Source organism: Amycolatopsis sp. DSM 110486, assembly GCF_019468465.1.
Lineage (GTDB): Bacteria > Actinomycetota > Actinomycetes > Mycobacteriales > Pseudonocardiaceae > Amycolatopsis.
The window spans coordinates 1,985,785-2,003,157 of the sequence record NZ_CP080519.1; the positions used below are offsets into that span (position 1 = coordinate 1,985,785).

At 70.8% G+C, this 17,373-nt stretch carries 16 protein-coding genes and 1 pseudogene; 7 read left to right on the top strand and 10 right to left on the bottom strand.

Going from position 1 to position 17,373, the window contains the following annotated elements; all coding sequences use genetic code 11:
- Nucleotides 1-27 precede the first annotated feature (27 nt).
- Both K1T34_RS09610 and K1T34_RS09615 read right to left on the bottom strand, forming a co-directional pair.
- Nucleotides 28-1,050, bottom strand: a pseudogene (locus K1T34_RS09610) (hydantoinase/oxoprolinase N-terminal domain-containing protein); the annotation flags it as partial.
- Nucleotides 1,050-2,681 (bottom strand): thiamine pyrophosphate-binding protein, encoded by a 1,632-nt coding sequence (locus K1T34_RS09615; protein WP_220243933.1) that lies wholly within the window; start codon nt 2,679-2,681, stop codon nt 1,050-1,052. The gene K1T34_RS09615 and the pseudogene K1T34_RS09610, both read right to left, overlap by 1 nt.
- 162 nt (nt 2,682-2,843) lie before the next feature.
- Between K1T34_RS09615 and K1T34_RS09620 the strand changes: the two genes are divergently transcribed.
- On the top strand, nt 2,844-4,214 hold the full coding sequence (locus K1T34_RS09620) for a wax ester/triacylglycerol synthase family O-acyltransferase (RefSeq protein WP_220243934.1): 1,371 nt from the start codon (nt 2,844-2,846) through the stop codon (nt 4,212-4,214).
- A 3-nt stretch (nt 4,215-4,217) separates the two neighbouring features.
- Here K1T34_RS09620 and K1T34_RS09625 read toward each other — a convergent pair whose 3' ends face one another.
- Nucleotides 4,218-5,192: an aldo/keto reductase gene (locus K1T34_RS09625; RefSeq protein WP_220243935.1), complete on the bottom strand. Its 975-nt coding sequence runs from the start codon at nt 5,190-5,192 to the stop codon at nt 4,218-4,220.
- Between the two features lie 91 nt (nt 5,193-5,283).
- On the opposite strand from K1T34_RS09625, the gene K1T34_RS09630 reads away from it, so the two are divergent.
- Entirely contained in the window at nt 5,284-6,537 is a 1,254-nt protein-coding gene (locus K1T34_RS09630) for an MFS transporter (protein ID WP_220243936.1), read from the top strand.
- Between the two features lie 16 nt (nt 6,538-6,553).
- Here the strand turns inward: K1T34_RS09630 and K1T34_RS09635 are convergent, their stop codons facing one another.
- Complete coding sequence (locus K1T34_RS09635; RefSeq protein WP_220243937.1) at nt 6,554-7,024, bottom strand: MaoC family dehydratase; 471 nt, start codon at nt 7,022-7,024, stop codon at nt 6,554-6,556.
- 65 nt (nt 7,025-7,089) lie between these two features.
- Here K1T34_RS09635 and K1T34_RS09640 point away from each other — a divergent pair, with 65 nt between their 5' ends.
- Nucleotides 7,090-7,764, top strand: coding sequence for a helix-turn-helix transcriptional regulator (locus K1T34_RS09640; RefSeq protein ID WP_220243938.1), 675 nt, complete (start codon nt 7,090-7,092; stop codon nt 7,762-7,764).
- 64 nt (nt 7,765-7,828) lie between these two features.
- On the opposite strand, the gene K1T34_RS09645 is transcribed toward K1T34_RS09640, so the two are convergent.
- From K1T34_RS09645 to K1T34_RS09655, 3 genes are all read right to left on the bottom strand, one after another.
- A complete protein-coding gene (locus tag K1T34_RS09645; RefSeq protein WP_220243939.1) occupies nt 7,829-8,089 on the bottom strand; it encodes a hypothetical protein in 261 nt (86 codons plus the stop codon).
- 62 nt (nt 8,090-8,151) lie between these two features.
- Complete coding sequence (locus tag K1T34_RS09650; protein WP_220243940.1) at nt 8,152-9,534, bottom strand: amidase; 1,383 nt, start codon at nt 9,532-9,534, stop codon at nt 8,152-8,154.
- A complete protein-coding gene (locus K1T34_RS09655; protein WP_220243941.1) occupies nt 9,531-10,523 on the bottom strand; it encodes a D-2-hydroxyacid dehydrogenase in 993 nt (330 codons plus the stop codon). Before K1T34_RS09655 ends, K1T34_RS09650 begins: the two co-directional genes overlap by 4 nt.
- A gap of 102 nt (nt 10,524-10,625) precedes the next feature.
- Here K1T34_RS09655 and K1T34_RS09660 point away from each other — a divergent pair, with 102 nt between their 5' ends.
- From K1T34_RS09660 to K1T34_RS09670, 3 genes are read left to right on the top strand one after another with little or no spacing between them, the layout of a single operon-like run.
- Nucleotides 10,626-11,366, top strand: a complete 741-nt coding sequence (locus tag K1T34_RS09660) for an Asp/Glu/hydantoin racemase (protein WP_220243942.1) — start codon at nt 10,626-10,628, stop codon at nt 11,364-11,366.
- Nucleotides 11,367-11,412: 46 nt separating this feature from the next.
- Nucleotides 11,413-12,147, top strand: coding sequence for a maleate cis-trans isomerase (locus tag K1T34_RS09665; protein ID WP_220243943.1), 735 nt, complete (start codon nt 11,413-11,415; stop codon nt 12,145-12,147).
- Between the two features lie 3 nt (nt 12,148-12,150).
- On the top strand, nt 12,151-12,846 hold the full coding sequence (locus tag K1T34_RS09670) for a GntR family transcriptional regulator (RefSeq protein ID WP_220243944.1): 696 nt from the start codon (nt 12,151-12,153) through the stop codon (nt 12,844-12,846).
- A 70-nt stretch (nt 12,847-12,916) separates the two neighbouring features.
- On the opposite strand, the gene K1T34_RS09675 is transcribed toward K1T34_RS09670, so the two are convergent.
- The 3 genes from K1T34_RS09675 to K1T34_RS09685 form a co-directional block, all read right to left on the bottom strand.
- Nucleotides 12,917-13,396, bottom strand: coding sequence for a DUF4262 domain-containing protein (locus K1T34_RS09675; RefSeq protein WP_220243945.1), 480 nt, complete (start codon nt 13,394-13,396; stop codon nt 12,917-12,919).
- Between the two features lie 84 nt (nt 13,397-13,480).
- Complete coding sequence (locus K1T34_RS09680) at nt 13,481-14,539, bottom strand: tartrate dehydrogenase (protein ID WP_220243946.1); 1,059 nt, start codon at nt 14,537-14,539, stop codon at nt 13,481-13,483.
- Complete coding sequence (locus tag K1T34_RS09685; RefSeq protein ID WP_220243947.1) at nt 14,536-15,999, bottom strand: NAD-dependent succinate-semialdehyde dehydrogenase; 1,464 nt, start codon at nt 15,997-15,999, stop codon at nt 14,536-14,538. Before K1T34_RS09685 ends, K1T34_RS09680 begins: the two co-directional genes overlap by 4 nt.
- A gap of 111 nt (nt 16,000-16,110) precedes the next feature.
- Between K1T34_RS09685 and K1T34_RS09690 the strand changes: the two genes are divergently transcribed.
- Nucleotides 16,111-17,370 carry an aspartate aminotransferase family protein gene (locus K1T34_RS09690; protein ID WP_220243948.1) on the top strand — a complete coding sequence of 420 codons (1,260 nt, stop codon included), beginning with the start codon at nt 16,111-16,113 and terminating at the stop codon, nt 17,368-17,370.
- Nucleotides 17,371-17,373 lie beyond the last annotated feature (3 nt).

Genomic DNA, 17,373 nt, shown 5'->3' on the forward strand with positions numbered 1-17,373 from the left:
CGGAACTGCCCGGCGCCACCCGAGTCTCGAGCCGCCGCCGACGCCGATCTCGATCATGTCGGTCACCGGCACCTTCACCGGCAGCCCCGAGCCGGGCAGCAGCCGGTATTCGCGGCCGACCTCGAACTCGTGCGTCACCAGAGGCGCGCCGTCGGCGACCAGGCAGAGTTTCGCCGTCGTGCCGCCCATGTCGAACGCCAGCAGCTCGCGTTCCCCGGCCCCGACGCCGAACGCGGACGCGGCGAGCGCTCCGCCCGACGGACCGGATTCGAGGATGCGGATCGGGTACCGGCCCGCGGTCTCGACGGTCGCGATCCCGCCGTGGGACAACATGATGTGCGGCGCGGGCCGCACCCCCAGCTCGTGCAGCCGGCGCGCCAGATCCGCCAGGTACCGCTCGGCGAGGTCCTGCACATAGACGTTGGCGACCGTGGTCGACGTCCGCTCGAACTCGCGGATCTCCGGCACCACTTCGGACGAAAGCGCCACCCGCAGCCGCGGCGCAACGCGTGCGAGCACCTCGGCCGCGCGCCGCTCGTGCGCGGGATTGGTGAAGGAATGCAGGAAACACACGGCGACTGCGTCGATGCCCCGCGCGTCGAGCTCGCGGCCCAGCCGCGCGACGTACTCCTCGTCCAGTCCCGTGTGGACGGTCCCGTCGGCCAGGATCCGCTCCGGCACGTCGAAGCGCAGGTACCGGGGCACCAGCGGTTCGGGCAGTTCGAGGCTCAGGTCGTAGAGCTCGTAACGGTGCTCGCGGCGCATCTCGAGCACGTCGCGGAACCCCGCCGTGGCGAGCAACGCCGTGCGCGCGCCCTTGCGTTCGATCAGCGCGTTCGTGACCAGCGTGGTGCCGTGCACGAGCTGCTCTACGTCGCCGAAGTCCAGCCCGGTGCGCGCGAACACCCCGGCCAGGCCTTCGGCGACCGCGAGAGCCGGCTCACGGTGGGTGGTGAGCACCTTCCCGACCGCGACGACCCCGGATTCGCCGAGCACACACAGGTCCGTGAACGTGCCGCCGATGTCGACGCCGACCCGCAGGCCCGCCATCAGCGCGGCTTCCGCGGCCACCGTGGGGACGTGTTCACCGGAGGCTTCAGCTTCGCCCGCACCACCAGCACGTTGGGCTCGTCCGACTCGATGAACTCGCTCAGCAGCCGCCGGAACGCCCGTCCGAACCCGGACACGCGGTCGGCGTGCACTCCGAACGACCGCGCCAGGCCGACGAAATCCGGGCTGTCCCAGTCGACGCCGCGGTGCGGCAGGCCTTCCTGGTCCTGGTCGTAGCGCAGCATGCCGTAGCCGCCGTCGTCGACGACCACGACCGTCACCGGCAGCTGCTCCTCCGCGAGCGTCGCGAGGTCGCCCACCGCGTAGAGGAAACCGCCGTCGCCGGTTACACACACGACGCGCCCGGTTCCGGTGGCGGCGGCGCCGAGCGACGCGGGGAAGCCGTAGCCGAGCGTGCCCCAGCCCATCGGGTAGGCCAGCCGGCGCGGCGCGCGCACGCGGTGGAAACCCCCGATCCAGTACCCGGCCACGCACATGTCGGTGACCAGCATGGCAGGTTCCGGGAGCACTTCCTCCAAAGTGGACAGGAAGTCGGCCGCCTGCGGCTCCTCGGTGCGGATGCGCTGGCGCACGCGGCGGCCGATGGACGCCAGCCGCACGGTCAGCTCGTCGAGGCCCGGCCGGCTGGCCGGGCGCAACGACTCGACGACGCGGCGGGCGTCACCTACCAACGTGATGTCCGGTTTGTAGTTTTTCCCCGCGTCGAACGCGTCCACGTTCACCGCGATGAGCTTGGGCGGCGCGGGCATCAGCCAGTTCTGCGTCATCAGGCCGTCGAAGTCGGTGCCGATCGCGAGCACCACATCGGCCTCGTCCCACAGCTCGCCGACCTCCGGGGCGTGCACCGGATTCGGGGCCAGGCAAGGGTGATCGAGCGGCAGCAGCCCGCGCGCGGCGAACGTGGTGATCACCGGAGCGGCCAGGCGTTCGGCGAGTTTGCCGATGGCCTCGCCCGCCTCCGAACGCAAGGCGCCGCCGCCGGCCCAGATCAACGGACGCCGGGCGCCGGAGAGGAGCTCGGCGGCGCGGGCCAGATCCGGCAGGTCGAGCACCCGCTCAGCCAGCGGCTTCGGCGGTCCGCTCGGCTCCGAGATCTCACGCAGGTAGTCCGTCGGGATGCCGAGGTACACCGGGCCGGTCTGCGGCATCAGCGCCAGCCGCGACGCGCGGTGCACGGTGGTGCCGATCTGGTCGGCGCGGTGGACGGTGAACCCGGCCTTGGTCACCGGCGCGAACATCGCCTGCTGGTCGGACGTTTCGTGGAGCACGCCGCGCACCACGCCGGGGCGCTTGAGTGTGGACGGGATGTCGGTCGCGACCACGAGCACCGGCGCGGCCGAGGCCATCGCCTCGCCCACGGCGCCGAGCGTGTTGGCCGCGCCGGGCCCGGTCGTCACGAGCGCGACACCGAGTTTTCCCGTGGCGCGGGCATAACCGTCGGCCGCGAACCCGGCGGTCTGTTCGTGCCGGACACCGACGATCCGGATTCCCGCTTCCGCCAACGCCTCCCACAGCGGCAGGTTGTGCACTCCCGGGAGCCCGAACACGACTTCGGTCCCGAGTGCCTTCAGCGCGTCGCCCAGATGCTGAGCACCAGTCCGTCCTGCCACAGCTGCCACTGTATCCACCGTGCGGAAAGCACCGCACGGTCGTCACCGGACACCGTTTGCCACCAGCAATTATGTGGTACTGGCCAGACAACGCCGCATCGTGCGTAGACTCGGGCTCCGGGGAGCGCCGATGCCCCCTGCGTGGCGGAAGGTGGTCGGAAAATGCCGTTGATGCCCGTGACCGACTCGATGTTCCTGATGGTCGAGACCCGCGAACACCCCATGCACGTCGGCGGCCTGCAGCTGTTCCGCAAACCGGAGAACGCGGGCGAGAACTACCTCAGTGATCTCCGCCAGAAGATGCTCGCCACCGACAACATGCGCAGCGTCTTCCGGCGCCGCCCCAGCCGGCCCGTGAACACCGCCGGGTACGTGCGCTGGGCCGCCGACGCGGAGCTCGAGCTCGACTACCACTTCCGCCACTCCGCGTTGCCGCAGCCGGGCCGCATCCGCGAACTGCTGGAGGTCACCTCCCGCTGGCACAGCACGCTGCTCGACCGGCACCGGCCGTTGTGGGAGATCCACCTCATCGAGGGCCTGCAGGACGGCCGGTTCGCGATGTACTCCAAGATCCACCACTCGCTGATGGACGGCGTCTCCGCGCTGCGCCACCTGCAGGGCACGCTGTCCGACGACCCGAACGATCTCGACTGCCCGCCGCCGTGGGGCAGCCGGCAGAACGGGACCAACGGCAACGGCCACGCGCAACCGTCGCTGTTCAGCCTCGCGGGCAAGACGTTCGACCAGGTCGCGGGCATCGCGCCGGCCGCGGCGAAGGTGGCGCGTGAGGCGTTCCGCGAGCACACGCTCACGCTGCCGATGCAGGCGCCGAAGACGATGCTGAACGTGCCGATCGGCGGCGCGCGCCGGTTCGCCGCGCAGTCGTGGTCGCTCGACCGCGTGCGCGCGGCGGCGACCGCCGCCGGCGTCTCCCGCAACGACGTGGTGCTCGCCATGTGCTCCGGCGCGCTGCGCGACTATCTCATCGAGCAGAGCGCCCTGCCGGACGCGCCGCTGATCGCGATGGTGCCGGTGTCGCTGCGCCGCAAGGCCGACGCCGGCGAGGCCAGCGGCAACAACATCGGCGCGCTGCTGTGCAACCTCGGCACCGACCTGTCCGACCCGGCGCTGCGGCTTTCGGCGATCCACACCTCGATGACCAACGGCAAGAAGCTCTTCTCGGAGCTCACGCCGTTGCAGACGCTGCTGCTCTCGGGCGTCAACGTGGCGCAGCTGGGCGCGTCGCCGATCCCGGGCGTCGTGAACAACACGCGGCCGCCGTTCAACCTGGTGATCTCCAACGTACCGGGCCCGCGCAAGCAGATGTACTGGAACGGGGCCGCGCTCGACGGCATCTACCCCGCGTCGGTGCTGCTCGACGGCCAGGCGCTGAACATCACGCTGACCAGCAACGGCGACAACCTCGACTTCGGCATCACAGGTTGCCGGCGCAGCGTGCCGCACCTGCAGCGGATCCTCACGCACCTGGACACGGCGCTGGCGGAGCTGGAAGGCGCGACGGGCGTCAAGTAGGGCTTACGCGATGCCTTCCGGGCTGGCGCCGCCGACCTGGATGGCGCCGGCGGTGATGCGCTCGATCTCGGCGAGGTCTTCGGGCGTCAGGTCGAGGTCGGCGGCGGCCGTGCTGGCCTCGATGTTGCGCGGCTTGCGGGCTCCGACGATGGCGACGTGGACGCCGGGCTGGGCGAGCGTCCAGGCGATCGCGAGCCGGCTGACCGACGCGCCCCGCTCGGCGGCGAACTTGGCGAGCTCGTCGACGATCTCCAGGTTGTGCCTCAGGTTTTCACCTTGGAACGCCGAGGATTTCGAGCGCCAGTCGGACTCGTCGAAGACCGAATCGGCTGTGAAGGTGCCGGTGAGCAGGCCGCTGCCGAGCGGGCTGTAGGCGAGCACACCGATGTCGTGCTCACGAGCGTAGGGCAGCGGATCGGTCTCGATGCCGCGGCGGAACAGGTGGTACGGCGGCTGCAGCGTCTCCACCGGGCGCGTCTCGTCGAAGGCGGCGAGCTCGGCAGCGGTGTAGTTCGAGACCCCGATGTGGCGCACCTTGCCCGCGTCGACGAACTCCTGCAGCGTCGCCGCGACCTCCGCCGCCGGCGTCTCGGGGTCGGGCCAGTGGATCTGGTAGAGGTCGAGGTGGTCGACGCCGAGCAGGCGCAGACTGTTGTCCACACCCTGGGTGAGCCACTCGCGGCGGGAGTCGCGGGCCCGTTCGGCGCGCGGTTTCGTGCCGCCCTTGGTCGCGATGACGACGCTGTCGCGGTCGTGCTCGAGTTCGCTGCGCAGCGCCTTGCCGAGGAGCTGCTCGGCCGCGCCGGCACCGTAGGCCTGCGCGGTGTCGAAGAGGGTCACGCCGAGCTCACGCGCGTGCCGGATCGCCGCGATCGCCGTGTCCTCGTCGAAGGAACCCCACTGCCCGCCGAGCTGCCACGTGCCGAAGGCAATCCTCGATACTTCGAGGCCGCTCCTGCCCAGAATCGTCGTACGCATGATCCTTAGGAGAGCACACGGGCCACGGCCCCGCACCACACCTGTGGCGTGGGTCCCGGCCAGCGGATATCGAGTTGTGCCGGATGTGCCGATGATCGGATACTCGCTCGCCGTGAGCCTCCTCGAGCCCCTGCGCGGCCGCAGTTTCCGCGCGCTCGCCACCGGACGGACACTCGCCACCTTCGCCAACGCCGTCGCCCCCGTGGCGCTCGCGTTCGCCGTGCTCGACCTCACCGGTTCGGCCGTCGACCTCGGGCTCGTGGTGGGCGTGCGCTCGGTCGCGAACGTCGCGCTGGTGCTGTTCGGCGGCGTGCTGGCCGACCGCCTGCCCCGCTCGGTGATCATGCAGGGCACCGAGGCGGCCGCGGCGATCACGCAGGGCGCGCTCGCCGTGAGCGTCCTTTGTGGATTCGCGTCGATCCCATTCCTCGTCGGGCTCAGCGCGGTGAACGGCGCGGTCGCGGCGATCTCCCTGCCTGCCGCGGCGGCCATCACGCCCCAGACCGTTTCGCGGGGCCGGCTGAGCCAGGCCAACGCCCTGCTCCGCCTGCTCACCAACACCGGCCGCGTCGCGGGCGCCGGCGTCGCCGGGATCGTGGTCGCCGTCGCCGGCTCGGGCTGGGCGGTCGCGGTGAACGCGCTGCTGTTCCTCGCCGCCGCCGTCGCCTACCGCGGCATCCGCCTCCCGCGCGGCGCCCGCGTCGAGGCGAGCCACCCGATCGCCGACCTCATCGCGGGCTGGCACGAGTTCCGCTCGCGCGCGTGGGTGTGGATCGTGGTGGTGCAGTTCGCCTTCGTCAACGCCGCCGGCCTCGGCACGCTCGTCGTGATCGGCCCGGTCGTCGCCGACGAGACGTTCGGCCGCACGGGCTGGGGCCTCGCCCTCGCGATCGAGACGGTCGGCTCCATCTTCGGCGGCCTCATCGCCGCGCGCTGGCAACCCCGGCGCGCGATGTTCGTCGGCGTGCTGCTGGTGATGACGGAGGCCCTGCCGATGTTCAGCCTGGGCCTGTGGCCCGCGCTGGTGCCGCTCCTGCTGACGATGGCCCTGGCCGGCTTGACGATGGAGCAGTTCAGCGTCATCTGGGACGTGTCCCTCCAGGAGAACATCCCCGAGGACCGCCTCGCCCGCGTGTACTCCTACGACGTGCTGGGTTCCCTCGCGGCCATGCCCATCGGCCAGATCGCGGCGGGACCGCTGGTCGAGCACCTGGGCCGCGAGCCCGTGCTGCTGGGCTGCGGTGTGCTGATCGTGATGGCGACTTTGCTCGCGCTGTCGAGCCGGCAGGTACGCGGGTTGGTGCGCCGGCGCCCGGTCGCCGCGGACACGGCGCCGGCCACCTGAAGCCGCCGCGAAACGGCTATTTCGGGCGTACCGCCATGAAGTTGATGGCGTGGGCGGTCATCACGACCTCGTCGTCGGCGTTGAAGAGCTCGATGTGCGTGCGGAGCAGGCCGCGGTCCGGCTTGGACTTCGAGAGGCGCGCCTCCTCGATGGTGGCGCGCACGTGGAGCTTGTCCCCGGGGCGGACGGGGCGGGGCCAGCGCAGGTCGTCCATGCCGGGGCTGCCGAGGCTGGACACCGAGGACAGGAAGTGGTCCACGAACATCCGCATCATCACGCCGGCCGTGTGCCAGCCGCTGGCGACGAGGCCGCCGAAGGGGCCGTGCTCGGCTGCGGCCGCGTCGGTGTGGAAGCTCTGCGGGTCGAAGCGCCGCGCGTACTCGACGATCTCTTCCGCGGTCACCACGGCTTCGCCGAACTCGTACACCGCGCCTTGCGGGTAGTCCTCGAACCAGCGGTCGTCGATCGGCGTCGTGAACTCGGTCATGGCTCGCAGCTAACCACAACAACAATTCGCTCCGCAGCGAACTGTCAGCGGGCTAGTCTCGGCCGATGACGGCCGGACCGGACATCGCGACCGTCGCGCAGGCGATCGGCGAACCGGCGCGCGCGGCAATGCTGCTGCAGCTTATGGATGGTGACGCCCACACCGCGCGCGTCCTCGCGACGGTCGCGGGTATCGCCCCGTCCACGGCGAGCGCGCACCTGCGCAGGCTGTGTGACGCGGGCCTGGTACGAGTGACGGAGTCCGGCCGGCGGCGGCTGCACCAGCTCGCCGGGCCGGAGGTCGCCCAGCTCGTGGAGGCCCTCGCCGCGCTCGCACCTCCCCGGCTGCCCGCGAACCTGCAGCCGGACCCGCCGACGGACGAACTGATCGAGGCCCGCGCTTGTTACGGCCATCTCGGCGGCCGACTCGGCGTCACGATCGCGGCACGGCTTCAGGAAGACGGTGTCGTCGGCGCGCTCCGCCCGGGCGACACCGACGCCGTACGCACCTTCGACCACCCGTTGCTCACCGCACTCGGGATCACCGGAGTCACCGCGGCTCCACCTGTCCGCGCCTGCCTCGACTGGTCACAGGGCAGGGTCCATCTCGCCGGCGCGCTCGGTGCCGCACTGCTGAGCGGCCTCCTCGACGCGGGCTGGGTGCGCCGCCGCCCGGCCGGGCGAGCCCTGCGGATCACGCCGATCGGCCGGGACCACTTGGCGCGGCTCGGTTTCCGGTAGTCAGGGTTCCCGGTAGCGAGTGTTTCCGGTAGTCAGGGTCTCCGATAGTCAGGGTCTCCGGAAGTCAGCGCCCGGGAGAACGCGGCTCCGGCGCGACGTCACGGTGCCCGTCGAGCTTCCACCAGCTCTCGAGGGTCTGGCGCAGCGCCTTGAGCAGCTCGCCGCCCGTTTCGAGCGGCACCAGCGCCGTCGGGCCGTCTTCGATGCGGAGGGCGGCCGAGAGACGGTCGTCGTGTTCGATGAGGCCCACGATCACGCGGGTGGGTTGACCGGTCATGTCGACAGTGGCGATCGCCTGCTCGTACCGCCAGCCCGTGGAATGCACGCGCCAGACCCTGACACAGTCTCCGGCGCTCGCGGCCGGTTTTCACCCCAACGTGCGTCGGGTCAGCGCACCACCCAGGGCCGCACCTCTTCGAGCAGCTTCGCGACGGCCAGCACGAGGTCGTCGGAGTGCCGCGGGCCCACGATCTGCAGCCCCACCGGCAATCCGGCCGACGTCCGCCCCGCCGGGACGCTGATCGCCGGCTGCTGCGTCATGTTGAACGGGTAGGTGAACGGCGTCCACTCCGGCCACTCGCTCAGCCCGCTGCCCGGCGGCACGTCGTGCCCGGCCTCGAACGGCGGGATCGGGATGGTCGGGGTGATCAACACGTCGTAGCGCGTGTGGAACTCGCCCATCAGGATGCCGAGCGCCGCGCGCGCCGCGGTGGCGTCGAGGTAGTCGCTCGCGCTGTAGGTCTTGCCCTGCTCCCACACACGGCGCAGGCCCGGGTCGACGCGGTCCTCGCTGCCCGGTGGGAACGAGTCCAGCAGCTTCGCCGCGCCGGTGGACCACAGAATGTCGAACGACGGCTTCGGGTCCTCGAATCCCGGGTCCGCCTCCTCGATCTGCAGCCCCGCGTCGTCGAGCGCCTTCACGGCCGCCGCGACGATCGCCGCCACTTCCGGGTCGACGTCCACGTAGCCGAGCGTCGGCGAGAACGCCGCGATCAGCCCGCGCACGTCGCGCCGCACGGCCTCGCGGAAGGTGGAAACGGGCGGCGCCAGCGCGGCCGGGTCACGCGGGTCGGGGGTGGCGATCACGTCGAGCAGCAGCGCCGTGTCGTCGACGCTGCGCGCCATCGGGCCGGCGTGCGAAAGCGGGCCGAACGGGCTCGCCGGGAACAGCGGGATCCGGCCGTGGGTCGGCTTCATCCCGACGATCCCGCAGAACGACGCCGGGATCCGCACCGAACCACCGCCGTCGGTGCCCACGGAGATCGCGCCCATGTCCGCCGCGACGGCTGCCGCGCTGCCGCCGCTCGACCCGCCCGCGGTCATCGCCGGGTTCACCGGGTTGCGGGTGATCCCGGCGAGCGCGCTGTCGGTCACGCCCTTCCACGCGATCTCGGGCGTGGTCGTCTTGCCCAGCACCACCAGGCCGGCCTCGCGCATCCGCGCCATCACGGGGCTGTCGACGTCCCACGACCCCTCGGCCGGGATGCTCGTCGAGCCGCGCCGCGTGGGCCAGCCGGCGGTGAGGAACATGTCCTTGATCGACGAGGGCACGCCGTCGAGCCAGCCGATCGGATTGCCGTCGCGCCAGCGGATCTCGGCGCCCTTCGCCTGCTCCAGCGCGCGGTCGGCGTCGACGAGGCAGTAGGCGTTGAGTTCGCCGTCACGTTCCTCGATGGCCTGCAGCGCGTCCTCGGTCGCTTCCACCGGCGAAAGCTCCCCGGTGGCGTAGGCGGCGACCAGTTCGCTGGCGGTCAGTTCCCGGTGGCTCATCCGGCTGCTCCCTGCGATTCCGACGGCACGTATCCGAGCCGTTTGTCCACGACGTTGTGCAACGGCTCCCCGGCCACCCAGCGGCGGAAGTTCGCCGCGAACACCTCTACCAGGGTGGTTCGCCAGCCGAGGAAGTCCCCCGACATGTGCGGCGACAGCAGCACGTCCGGCATGGTCCAGAGTGGACTGTCGCCCGGCAGCGGCTCGGTGTCGAACACGTCGAGGGCCGCGCCCGCGATCTGCCCGCCGCGCAACGCCGCCACCAGGTCGGACGTGACCACCAGCTCACCGCGCCCGACGTTCACGAACCGCGCCGACGGCTTCATCGCCCCGAACGCCGCCGCGTCGAACATGCCCTTCGTCTGCTCGGTCAGCGGCGCGACGGCCACGACGTAGTCGAAGGCGGGCAAGTGTTCCGTGAGCTGCGCGGAGTCGTGCACCGTGCCGAAGTCGGGGTCGCCCGTGCGCGGGCGCCGCCCGGCCCCGGACACGCGCAGCCCGGCCGCGCGCAGCAGCCGCGCGATCGAGCGGCCGATGGGCCCGGTGCCGACCACGAGCACCTCGCGCCCGGCGACGCGTTCGGTCTCGCGGTGCTGCCACGTGCCGGCACGCTGCAGGTCGAGCGAACGCGCGAAGTCCTTGGCGAAGGCCAGAACCACGCCCAGCACGTACTCGGCGATGGCGTCGTCGAAGACGCCCCGCGAGTTCGTGAGCACGACGTCGCTCTCAACCAGGCCGGGGAACAGCACCGGGTCGACGCCCGCGCTCGCGATGTGCAGCCAGCGCAGGTCGCCGGCCGCGTGCCATGCTCCGGGCACGGCCGTGGAGAGGAAATCGTAGACGAACAGCCCCTGGGCTCCGGTAAGCGCTTCGGTCAGTCCTCGCGCGTCGGTGTAACGAACTACCGCCACGTTTTCGATAGCGGCCATGTCCGGTGGTGGAGCCGACCCGCACAGCACCGCCAGCACGGGAAATTCCGAGGCGATCACATTGACACCGTAAAAGTGGCTCGTATGATTGTCAACAATCCGAGGACGACCCCCGGAGCACCGGACGTGTCATCTGCACAGGCGTATTCCGGAGGCTGAGCCTTGGATCTGGACATCCTCGCGTTCGAGGGCCCGCTAGCCCAGCGCGGCATCGGCGTGATCGCACCGTTCGACCTCGCCCTCGAACGCGAACTCTGGCGGTGGGTACCGATGGAGGTCTCCCTCCACCTCGCCCGCACGCCGTACGAGCCCGTGCCCGTGAGCATGGAGATGGCGCAGCTCGTGAGCGACAGCCGGCACCTCGCGGCCGCGACCCGCGACGTGCTGCACGTCGAGCCCGAGGTCGTCGCCTACCTCTGCACGTCGGGCAGCTTCGTGAACGGCATCGACTACGAACGCTCCCTCACCAAGGCGATCTGCGACGCGGGCGCACCCGACGCCGTGACGACCTCGGGGGCGCTGGCCGAGGTGCTGCAGCAGCTCGACCTGCACCGGATCTCGGTGCTCACCCCCTACGACGCCGACCTCACCGGCAAGCTCCACGACTTCCTCGCCGAGCTCGGCGTGACCACGGTGTCCAGCGACCACCTTGGTCTGGGCGGCGGCATCTGGAAGGTCAGCTACCGCACCATCGCCGAGCGCATCCTCGCCGCCGATCACAGCGACGCCGAAGCGATCTTCGTCAGCTGCACCAACCTCCCCACGTTCGACTTGATCGAGCCCCTCGAGAAAGCCCTGGGCAAGCCCGTGCTGACGGCCAACCAGCTGACCATGTGGGCCTGCCTGCGCCGCATGTACCTGCCGATCGTCGGCCCCGGCAAGTGGCTGCGGGAGGTCTCTTGACCCACCTGTCTAAGATTGTCGACAATCTGCGTATCCCGGAGGTTTTGTGACCACGATCGGCTTCATCTACCCCGACCACGCGGCCGAGGACGACTACCCGCTCGCCGAGCAGCTGCTCGGCGGGTCGGACGCCGACGAAGGCGACATCCGGCTGCCGGTCGAGCACATCTACGGCACCGACCTGCACGCCGTGCCGGAGCTGCTCGACCTCGGCAGCGAGGCCCGCCTCGCCGACGGCGCCGCCCAGCTCGCCAAGCACGAGCCCGACGCCGTGATCTGGGCCTGCACCTCCGGCAGCTTCGTGTACGGCTGGGACGGCGCGCGCGACCAGGCCGACCGCCTCTCCGCGGTGGCAGGGGTCCCGGCATCGAGCACGTCGTTCGCCTTTGTGCACGCGGCGCAGGCCCTCGGCGTGAAGCGCGTCGCGGTGGCCGCGAGCTACCCCGACGACGTCGCGCGCCTGTTCGTGGACTTTCTCGCCGCCGGCGGCGTCGAGGTGCTCACGATGGCGAGCGCGGGCATCGACACCGCCGCCGAGGTCGGCCGGCTCGAGCCCCAGGCCGTGGTGCGCCTGGCCGTGGCGAACAACCACCCCGAGGCCGACGCCGTGCTCGTGCCGGACACCGCGATGCGCACGCTCGGCGAGATCAACACCATCGAGACCGCGCTGGACAAGCCCGTGCTCACGGCGAACCAGGTGACGATCTGGGAAGGCCTGCGGCTCACCGGCACCACGCGCCTGGTGCGTTCGCTGGGCGCGTTGTTCCGGGTGAGGAGCTGAACCGTGGTCGTCCTGCCCGACATCGAACCGGTCAGCCGGGAGTCGACCGCCGCCGTGATCGCGCGCCAGCTGCGCGACGCGATCATGACCGGCGCGCTGCCTCCCGGCACACAGCTCGGCGAGACCGACCTCGCCTCCCGGTTCCAGGTCTCGCGCGGCCCGCTGCGCGAGGCGATGCAGCACCTCGTCTCCGAAGGACTGCTCCGCAGCGAGCGCCACCGCGGCCTGTTCGTGATCGACCTCGAGCCGAGCGACGTGTTCGACATCTACCTCGCCCGCTCGGCCGTCGAGCGCGCCGCCCTGCTGTGCGCCCTGCGCGGCGACCGCGAGCTCATCGCGGCCTCGCTGGAGCAGTCCGTGGCCGACATGGCCGCCGCCGCGAACGACGACGACCCCACCGCGCTCTCCGCCGCCGACCTCGCCTTCCACGAGGCCCTCATCAACGCCTCCGGCAGCAAACGCCTCGTACGCATGGCCCGCACCCTCCTCATCGAGACGCGCATGTGCCTGACGCTGCTGCAGAGCACCGAGCAGGGCGTGGAAGACCGCGTGGACGAACACACGCGCATCATCGACGCACTGCGCACCGGCGACGCGGACGCGGCCCTGCACCTGCTGGACGCGCACATGGAGGACGCGATCGGCCGACTCGTGCCGGGGACGAGCCTGAAGGAAGGCGGAGCGCCGGCTCCCGCGTGACCGTGACCACGAGCCGCGACCGCAACCGCGCAGGCGTGACAACGCCGGCCGAAGACCGCGCCACACCCGTTCAGTCATCGGACCGCGTCCCCAGCACCGGCTGGCCGCCGAGGCCGTCGCGGTAGGACGGGGACCACGGGAAGCGGCCGGCTTCGTCGGCGTGGACGAGTTGCAGGGCGCGGATGTCGTGGCCGTACAGGGAAACCGCGACCGACAGGTGCGCCGACGGTGACGTGAGGGCGACGACCTCGACGGAAGGCAAGCCCCGCAAGGAAAAGATCTCGCCGGGCTGCGGTGGACCGGAGTTGAAGGAGCGTTCGGCGGCGGCGCCCAGCAGCAGGATGGACGGGTGCGGCGGCAGACCGGTGACCACGAGCTCCGGCAGGCCGTGGGCCGTCAGGCCGACGGTGTAGGCCCAGGGCGGCCGGGGACCTGTGCCCAGCACGCCCTGGACGCACCAGCCGTACTCCTGGATCCGCTCGAGGACCTCCGCCAGGTAACGCTCCCCGGGTCTGGCCGTGTTTTCGCGGTCCTCACACTGCTCGCACATCGGTGCTCCCCCTCGTTCGACGAAACCGGTCCGGCGGGAGCCGGTCGGTCGAGGAGAAGTGAAGCGGGGAGCACCGACGAAAAATCAGCGGAGCGCTTCGGCCACCGCCGTGCCGAGGCGAGTTGTGGTAGCGGTGCCGCCGAGGTCGGGGGTGAGCTCGGCGCCGGCCGTGAGCACCTCGTCGACGGACGTGCGGATCGCCTGCGCGGCAACGGTTTCGCCCAGGTGTTCGAGCAGCATCGCGCCCGCCAGGATCTGGGCCACCGGGTTGGCGATGCCCTGGCCGGCGATGTCCGGAGCGCTCCCGTGGACCGCTTCGAACATCGACGGAAACTCACCCGATGGGTTGATGTTTCCGGACGGCGCCATGCCCAGTCCGCCCGTGACGGCGGCCGCCAGGTCACTCAGGATGTCGCCGAAGAGGTTCGACCCGACGACCACGTCGAGCCGGTCCGGCGCCTGAACCATGCGCGCGGCCAACGCATCCACGTGCATCTGTCCACTTTCGACGTCCGGGTACTTCGCCGCGACCTCGGCGAAGATCTCGTCCCAGAACGGCATCGAGTGGATCAGCCCGTTGGACTTCGTCGCCGACGTCACGCGAGAAGAACGCGTACGCGCCAGCTCGAACGCGTACCGGATGATCCGTTCCACCCCGACCCGCGTGAACACGGATTCCTGCAGCACGAACTCGTCCGGCCGCCCGGAGTTGTGCCGTCCGCCGATCGCCGAGTACTCGCCCTCGGAGTTTTCGCGGACGATCACCATCTCCAGCTCGTCGGCCGTCCGCCCCGAAAGCACCGACGTGGTGCCCGGCAGCAGCCGTACCGGCCGCAGGTTCACGTATTGCTGGAACGCGCGCCGCAGCGGGATCAGCAAGCCCCACAACGAAATGTGGTCCGGCACGCCGGGGAACCCGACGGCACCCAGCAGGATGCCGTCGAACGCCGCCAGCTGCGCCACGCCGTCGTCCGGCATCATCGAGCCGGTCTGGGTGTAGCGCTCGCAGCTCCAGTCGAACTCGGTCCACTGCAAGGAAAAGCCATGCCGAGCAGCGGCCGCGTCCAGGACCTTGCGCGCCTCGACCGTGACGTCGACGCCGATCCCGTCACCCGGGATGCTCGCGATGCGGTACTCGCTCACAGGCTCACCGCGATGTACTTGGTCTCGAGGAACTCCTCGATGCCGACCGTGCCACCCTCACGCCCGAGCCCCGACTGCTTGATGCCGCCGAACGGCGCCGCCGGGTTCGACACGATGCCCTGGTTCAGCCCGATCATCCCGGCCTCGAGCCGCTCCGACACGCGCAGCGCCCGCTTCACGTCGCTGGTGAACAGGTACGAAACCAGGCCGTACTCCGTGTCGTTGGCCTTCGCGATCGCCTCGTCCTCGGTGTCGAACTGGGTGATCGGCGCGACCGGCCCGAAGATCTCCTCCGACGCCATCCGCGCGTCGACCGGCACGTCCGTGAGCACCGTGGCCTGGTAGAAGTGGCCGGGCCCGTCCACGGTCGCGCCGCCGGTGAGCACCCGCGCGCCGCGGTCGGTGGCGTCCTTGACCAGCGCGGTCACCTTCTTCACGGCGGCTTCGTCGATCAGCGGACCGACGACCACGCCCTCCTCCGTGCCCCGCCCCATCGCCAGCGCCTGCATGCGCTCGGTCAGCCGCCGCGAGAACTCGTCGGCAACGCCGCGCTGCACGTAGAAGCGGTTCGCCGCGGTGCACGCCTCGCCGATATTGCGCATCTTCGCCTGCATCGCGCCTTCGACGGCGGCGTCGAGGTCCGCGTCGTCGAAAACCAGGAACGGCGCGTTGCCACCCAGCTCCATCGACGTGCGCAGCACCTTCTCCGCGCACTGCTCCAGCAGCTTGCGCCCCACCGCGGTCGACCCCGTGAACGACAGCTTGCGCGCGCGTCCGTCGCGGATCAGCGGCTCCATCACGCCACCCGCGTCGGTGGTCGTGACGACGTTCAGCACACCCTCGGGCAGCCCCGCCTCGGCCAGGATCGACGCCAGCGCGAGCATCGACAACGGCGTCTGCGCGGCCGGCTTGATCACCATCGTGCAGCCGGCGGCAACGGCCGGGCCGATCTTGCGCGTGCCCATCGCCATCGGGAAGTTCCACGGCGTGATCAGCAGCGTCGGGCCCACCGGCTGCTTGGTGATGAGGAAGCGGCCGACACCGTTGGGCGCTGTCGCGTACCCGCCGTCGATGCGCACGGCCTCCTCGGCGAACCAGCGGAAGAACTCGGCGGCGTAGGTGATCTCGCCGGCGGCCTCGGCCAGCGGCTTGCCCATCTCGAGGGTCATCAGCAGCGCCAGCTCGTCACGGCGCTCGATCAGCTTGTCGTAGGCCCGCCGAAGGATCTCGCCTCGTTCACGGGGTGCGACGGCGGCCCAGCCGGCCTGCGCCGCGACGGCCGCGTCGAGGGCCGCCATGCCGTCCTCGGCGCCGGCGTCGGCCACCTCACACAGGGCGGTGCCGGTGGACGGGTCCTGCACCTCGAAGGTCTTCCCGCTCTTCGCGGGCACCCACTTGCCGCCGACGAAGAGTTCCTTGTCGACCGCGCCGACGACGCCGGCTTCAGTGATCGCGCTCATCCAGCTTGCTCCTCCGTGTTGTCCCGAGGCCATGCTATGGATATTGTCAACAATCGACAACCGCCACAGTGCTTTCCCCAGCAACCTCACACCAAGAACCAGGAGCGCCGCATGGCCGAGCTTTCCCCGCTGCTCAAGCAGGCAACTCCCGTCGTGGTCGACCACGGTGAAGGGGTGTACCTCTACGACGTCGACGGGAAACGTCACCTCGACTTCACCGCGGGGATCGGCGTGACCAGTACCGGCCACTGCCACCCGCGCGTCGTCGAGGCCGCGCGCGACCAGATCGGCAAGCTCATCCACGGCCAGTACACGACCGTGATGCACAAGCCGTTGCTGGAGCTCACCCGCCGCCTCGGCGAGGTGCTGCCGACGGGTCTCGACTCGCTCTTCTACGCCAACTCCGGCAGTGAAGCCGTCGAAGCCGGGCTGCGCCTCGCCCGCCAGGCGACCAAGCGCCCCAACGTGATCGTCTTCCAGGGCGGCTTCCACGGCCGCACGGTCGCGGCGGCCACCATGACCACGTCCGGCACGCGGTTCAGCACCGGCATCGGCCCGCTGATGGGCGGCGTGCACGTGGCCCCGTTCCCCTACGCCTTCCACTACGGCTGGGACGAGCAGACCGCCACGAAGTTCGCGCTGCGCGAGCTCGACTACCTGTTCCAGACCGTCTCCGCGCCGAGCGAGACGGCCGCGTTCTTCGTCGAGCCCGTGCTCGGCGAGGGCGGCTACGTGCCGGCCAACACCGAGTTCATGGCCGGCCTGCGCGAGCGCGCCGACCGCCACGGCATCGTGCTCGTGGTCGACGAGGTGCAGGCCGGGTTCGGCCGCACCGGCAAGTTCTGGGGCCACGACCACTTCGGCATCACGCCCGACGTCGTGCTCATCGCGAAGGGCCTCGCGAGCGGTTTCCCGCTGTCGGGCATCGCCGCTTCGCACGAGCTGATGACGAAGGCGTACCCGGGTTCGCAGGGCGGCACGTACGGCGGCAACGCGGTTTCGTGCGCCGCGGCGATCGCGACGCTCGACGTGATCCGCGACGAGAAGCTGGTGGAGAACGCCGCCGAGCGCGGCCGTCAGCTGCTCGAGGGCGCGCGGCTGATCGCGGACAAGACGCCGGCGATCGGCGACGTCCGCGGCCTCGGCCTGCTCGTGGGCACCGAGTTCACGACCGCCGACGGCGAGCCGGACGGCGCGACGGCCGCGGCGGCCCAGCAGCTGGCGTCGAAGAGCGGCCTGCTGCTGCTCACCTGCGGCGCCTACTCGAACGTGGTCCGCATGGTCCCGCCGCTCGTCGTGAACGCCGAGCAGGTCGACGACGCACTGAAGATCTGGGGCGACGTGGTCGCCTCCGTCACCGTGGGGGGCTGAGGA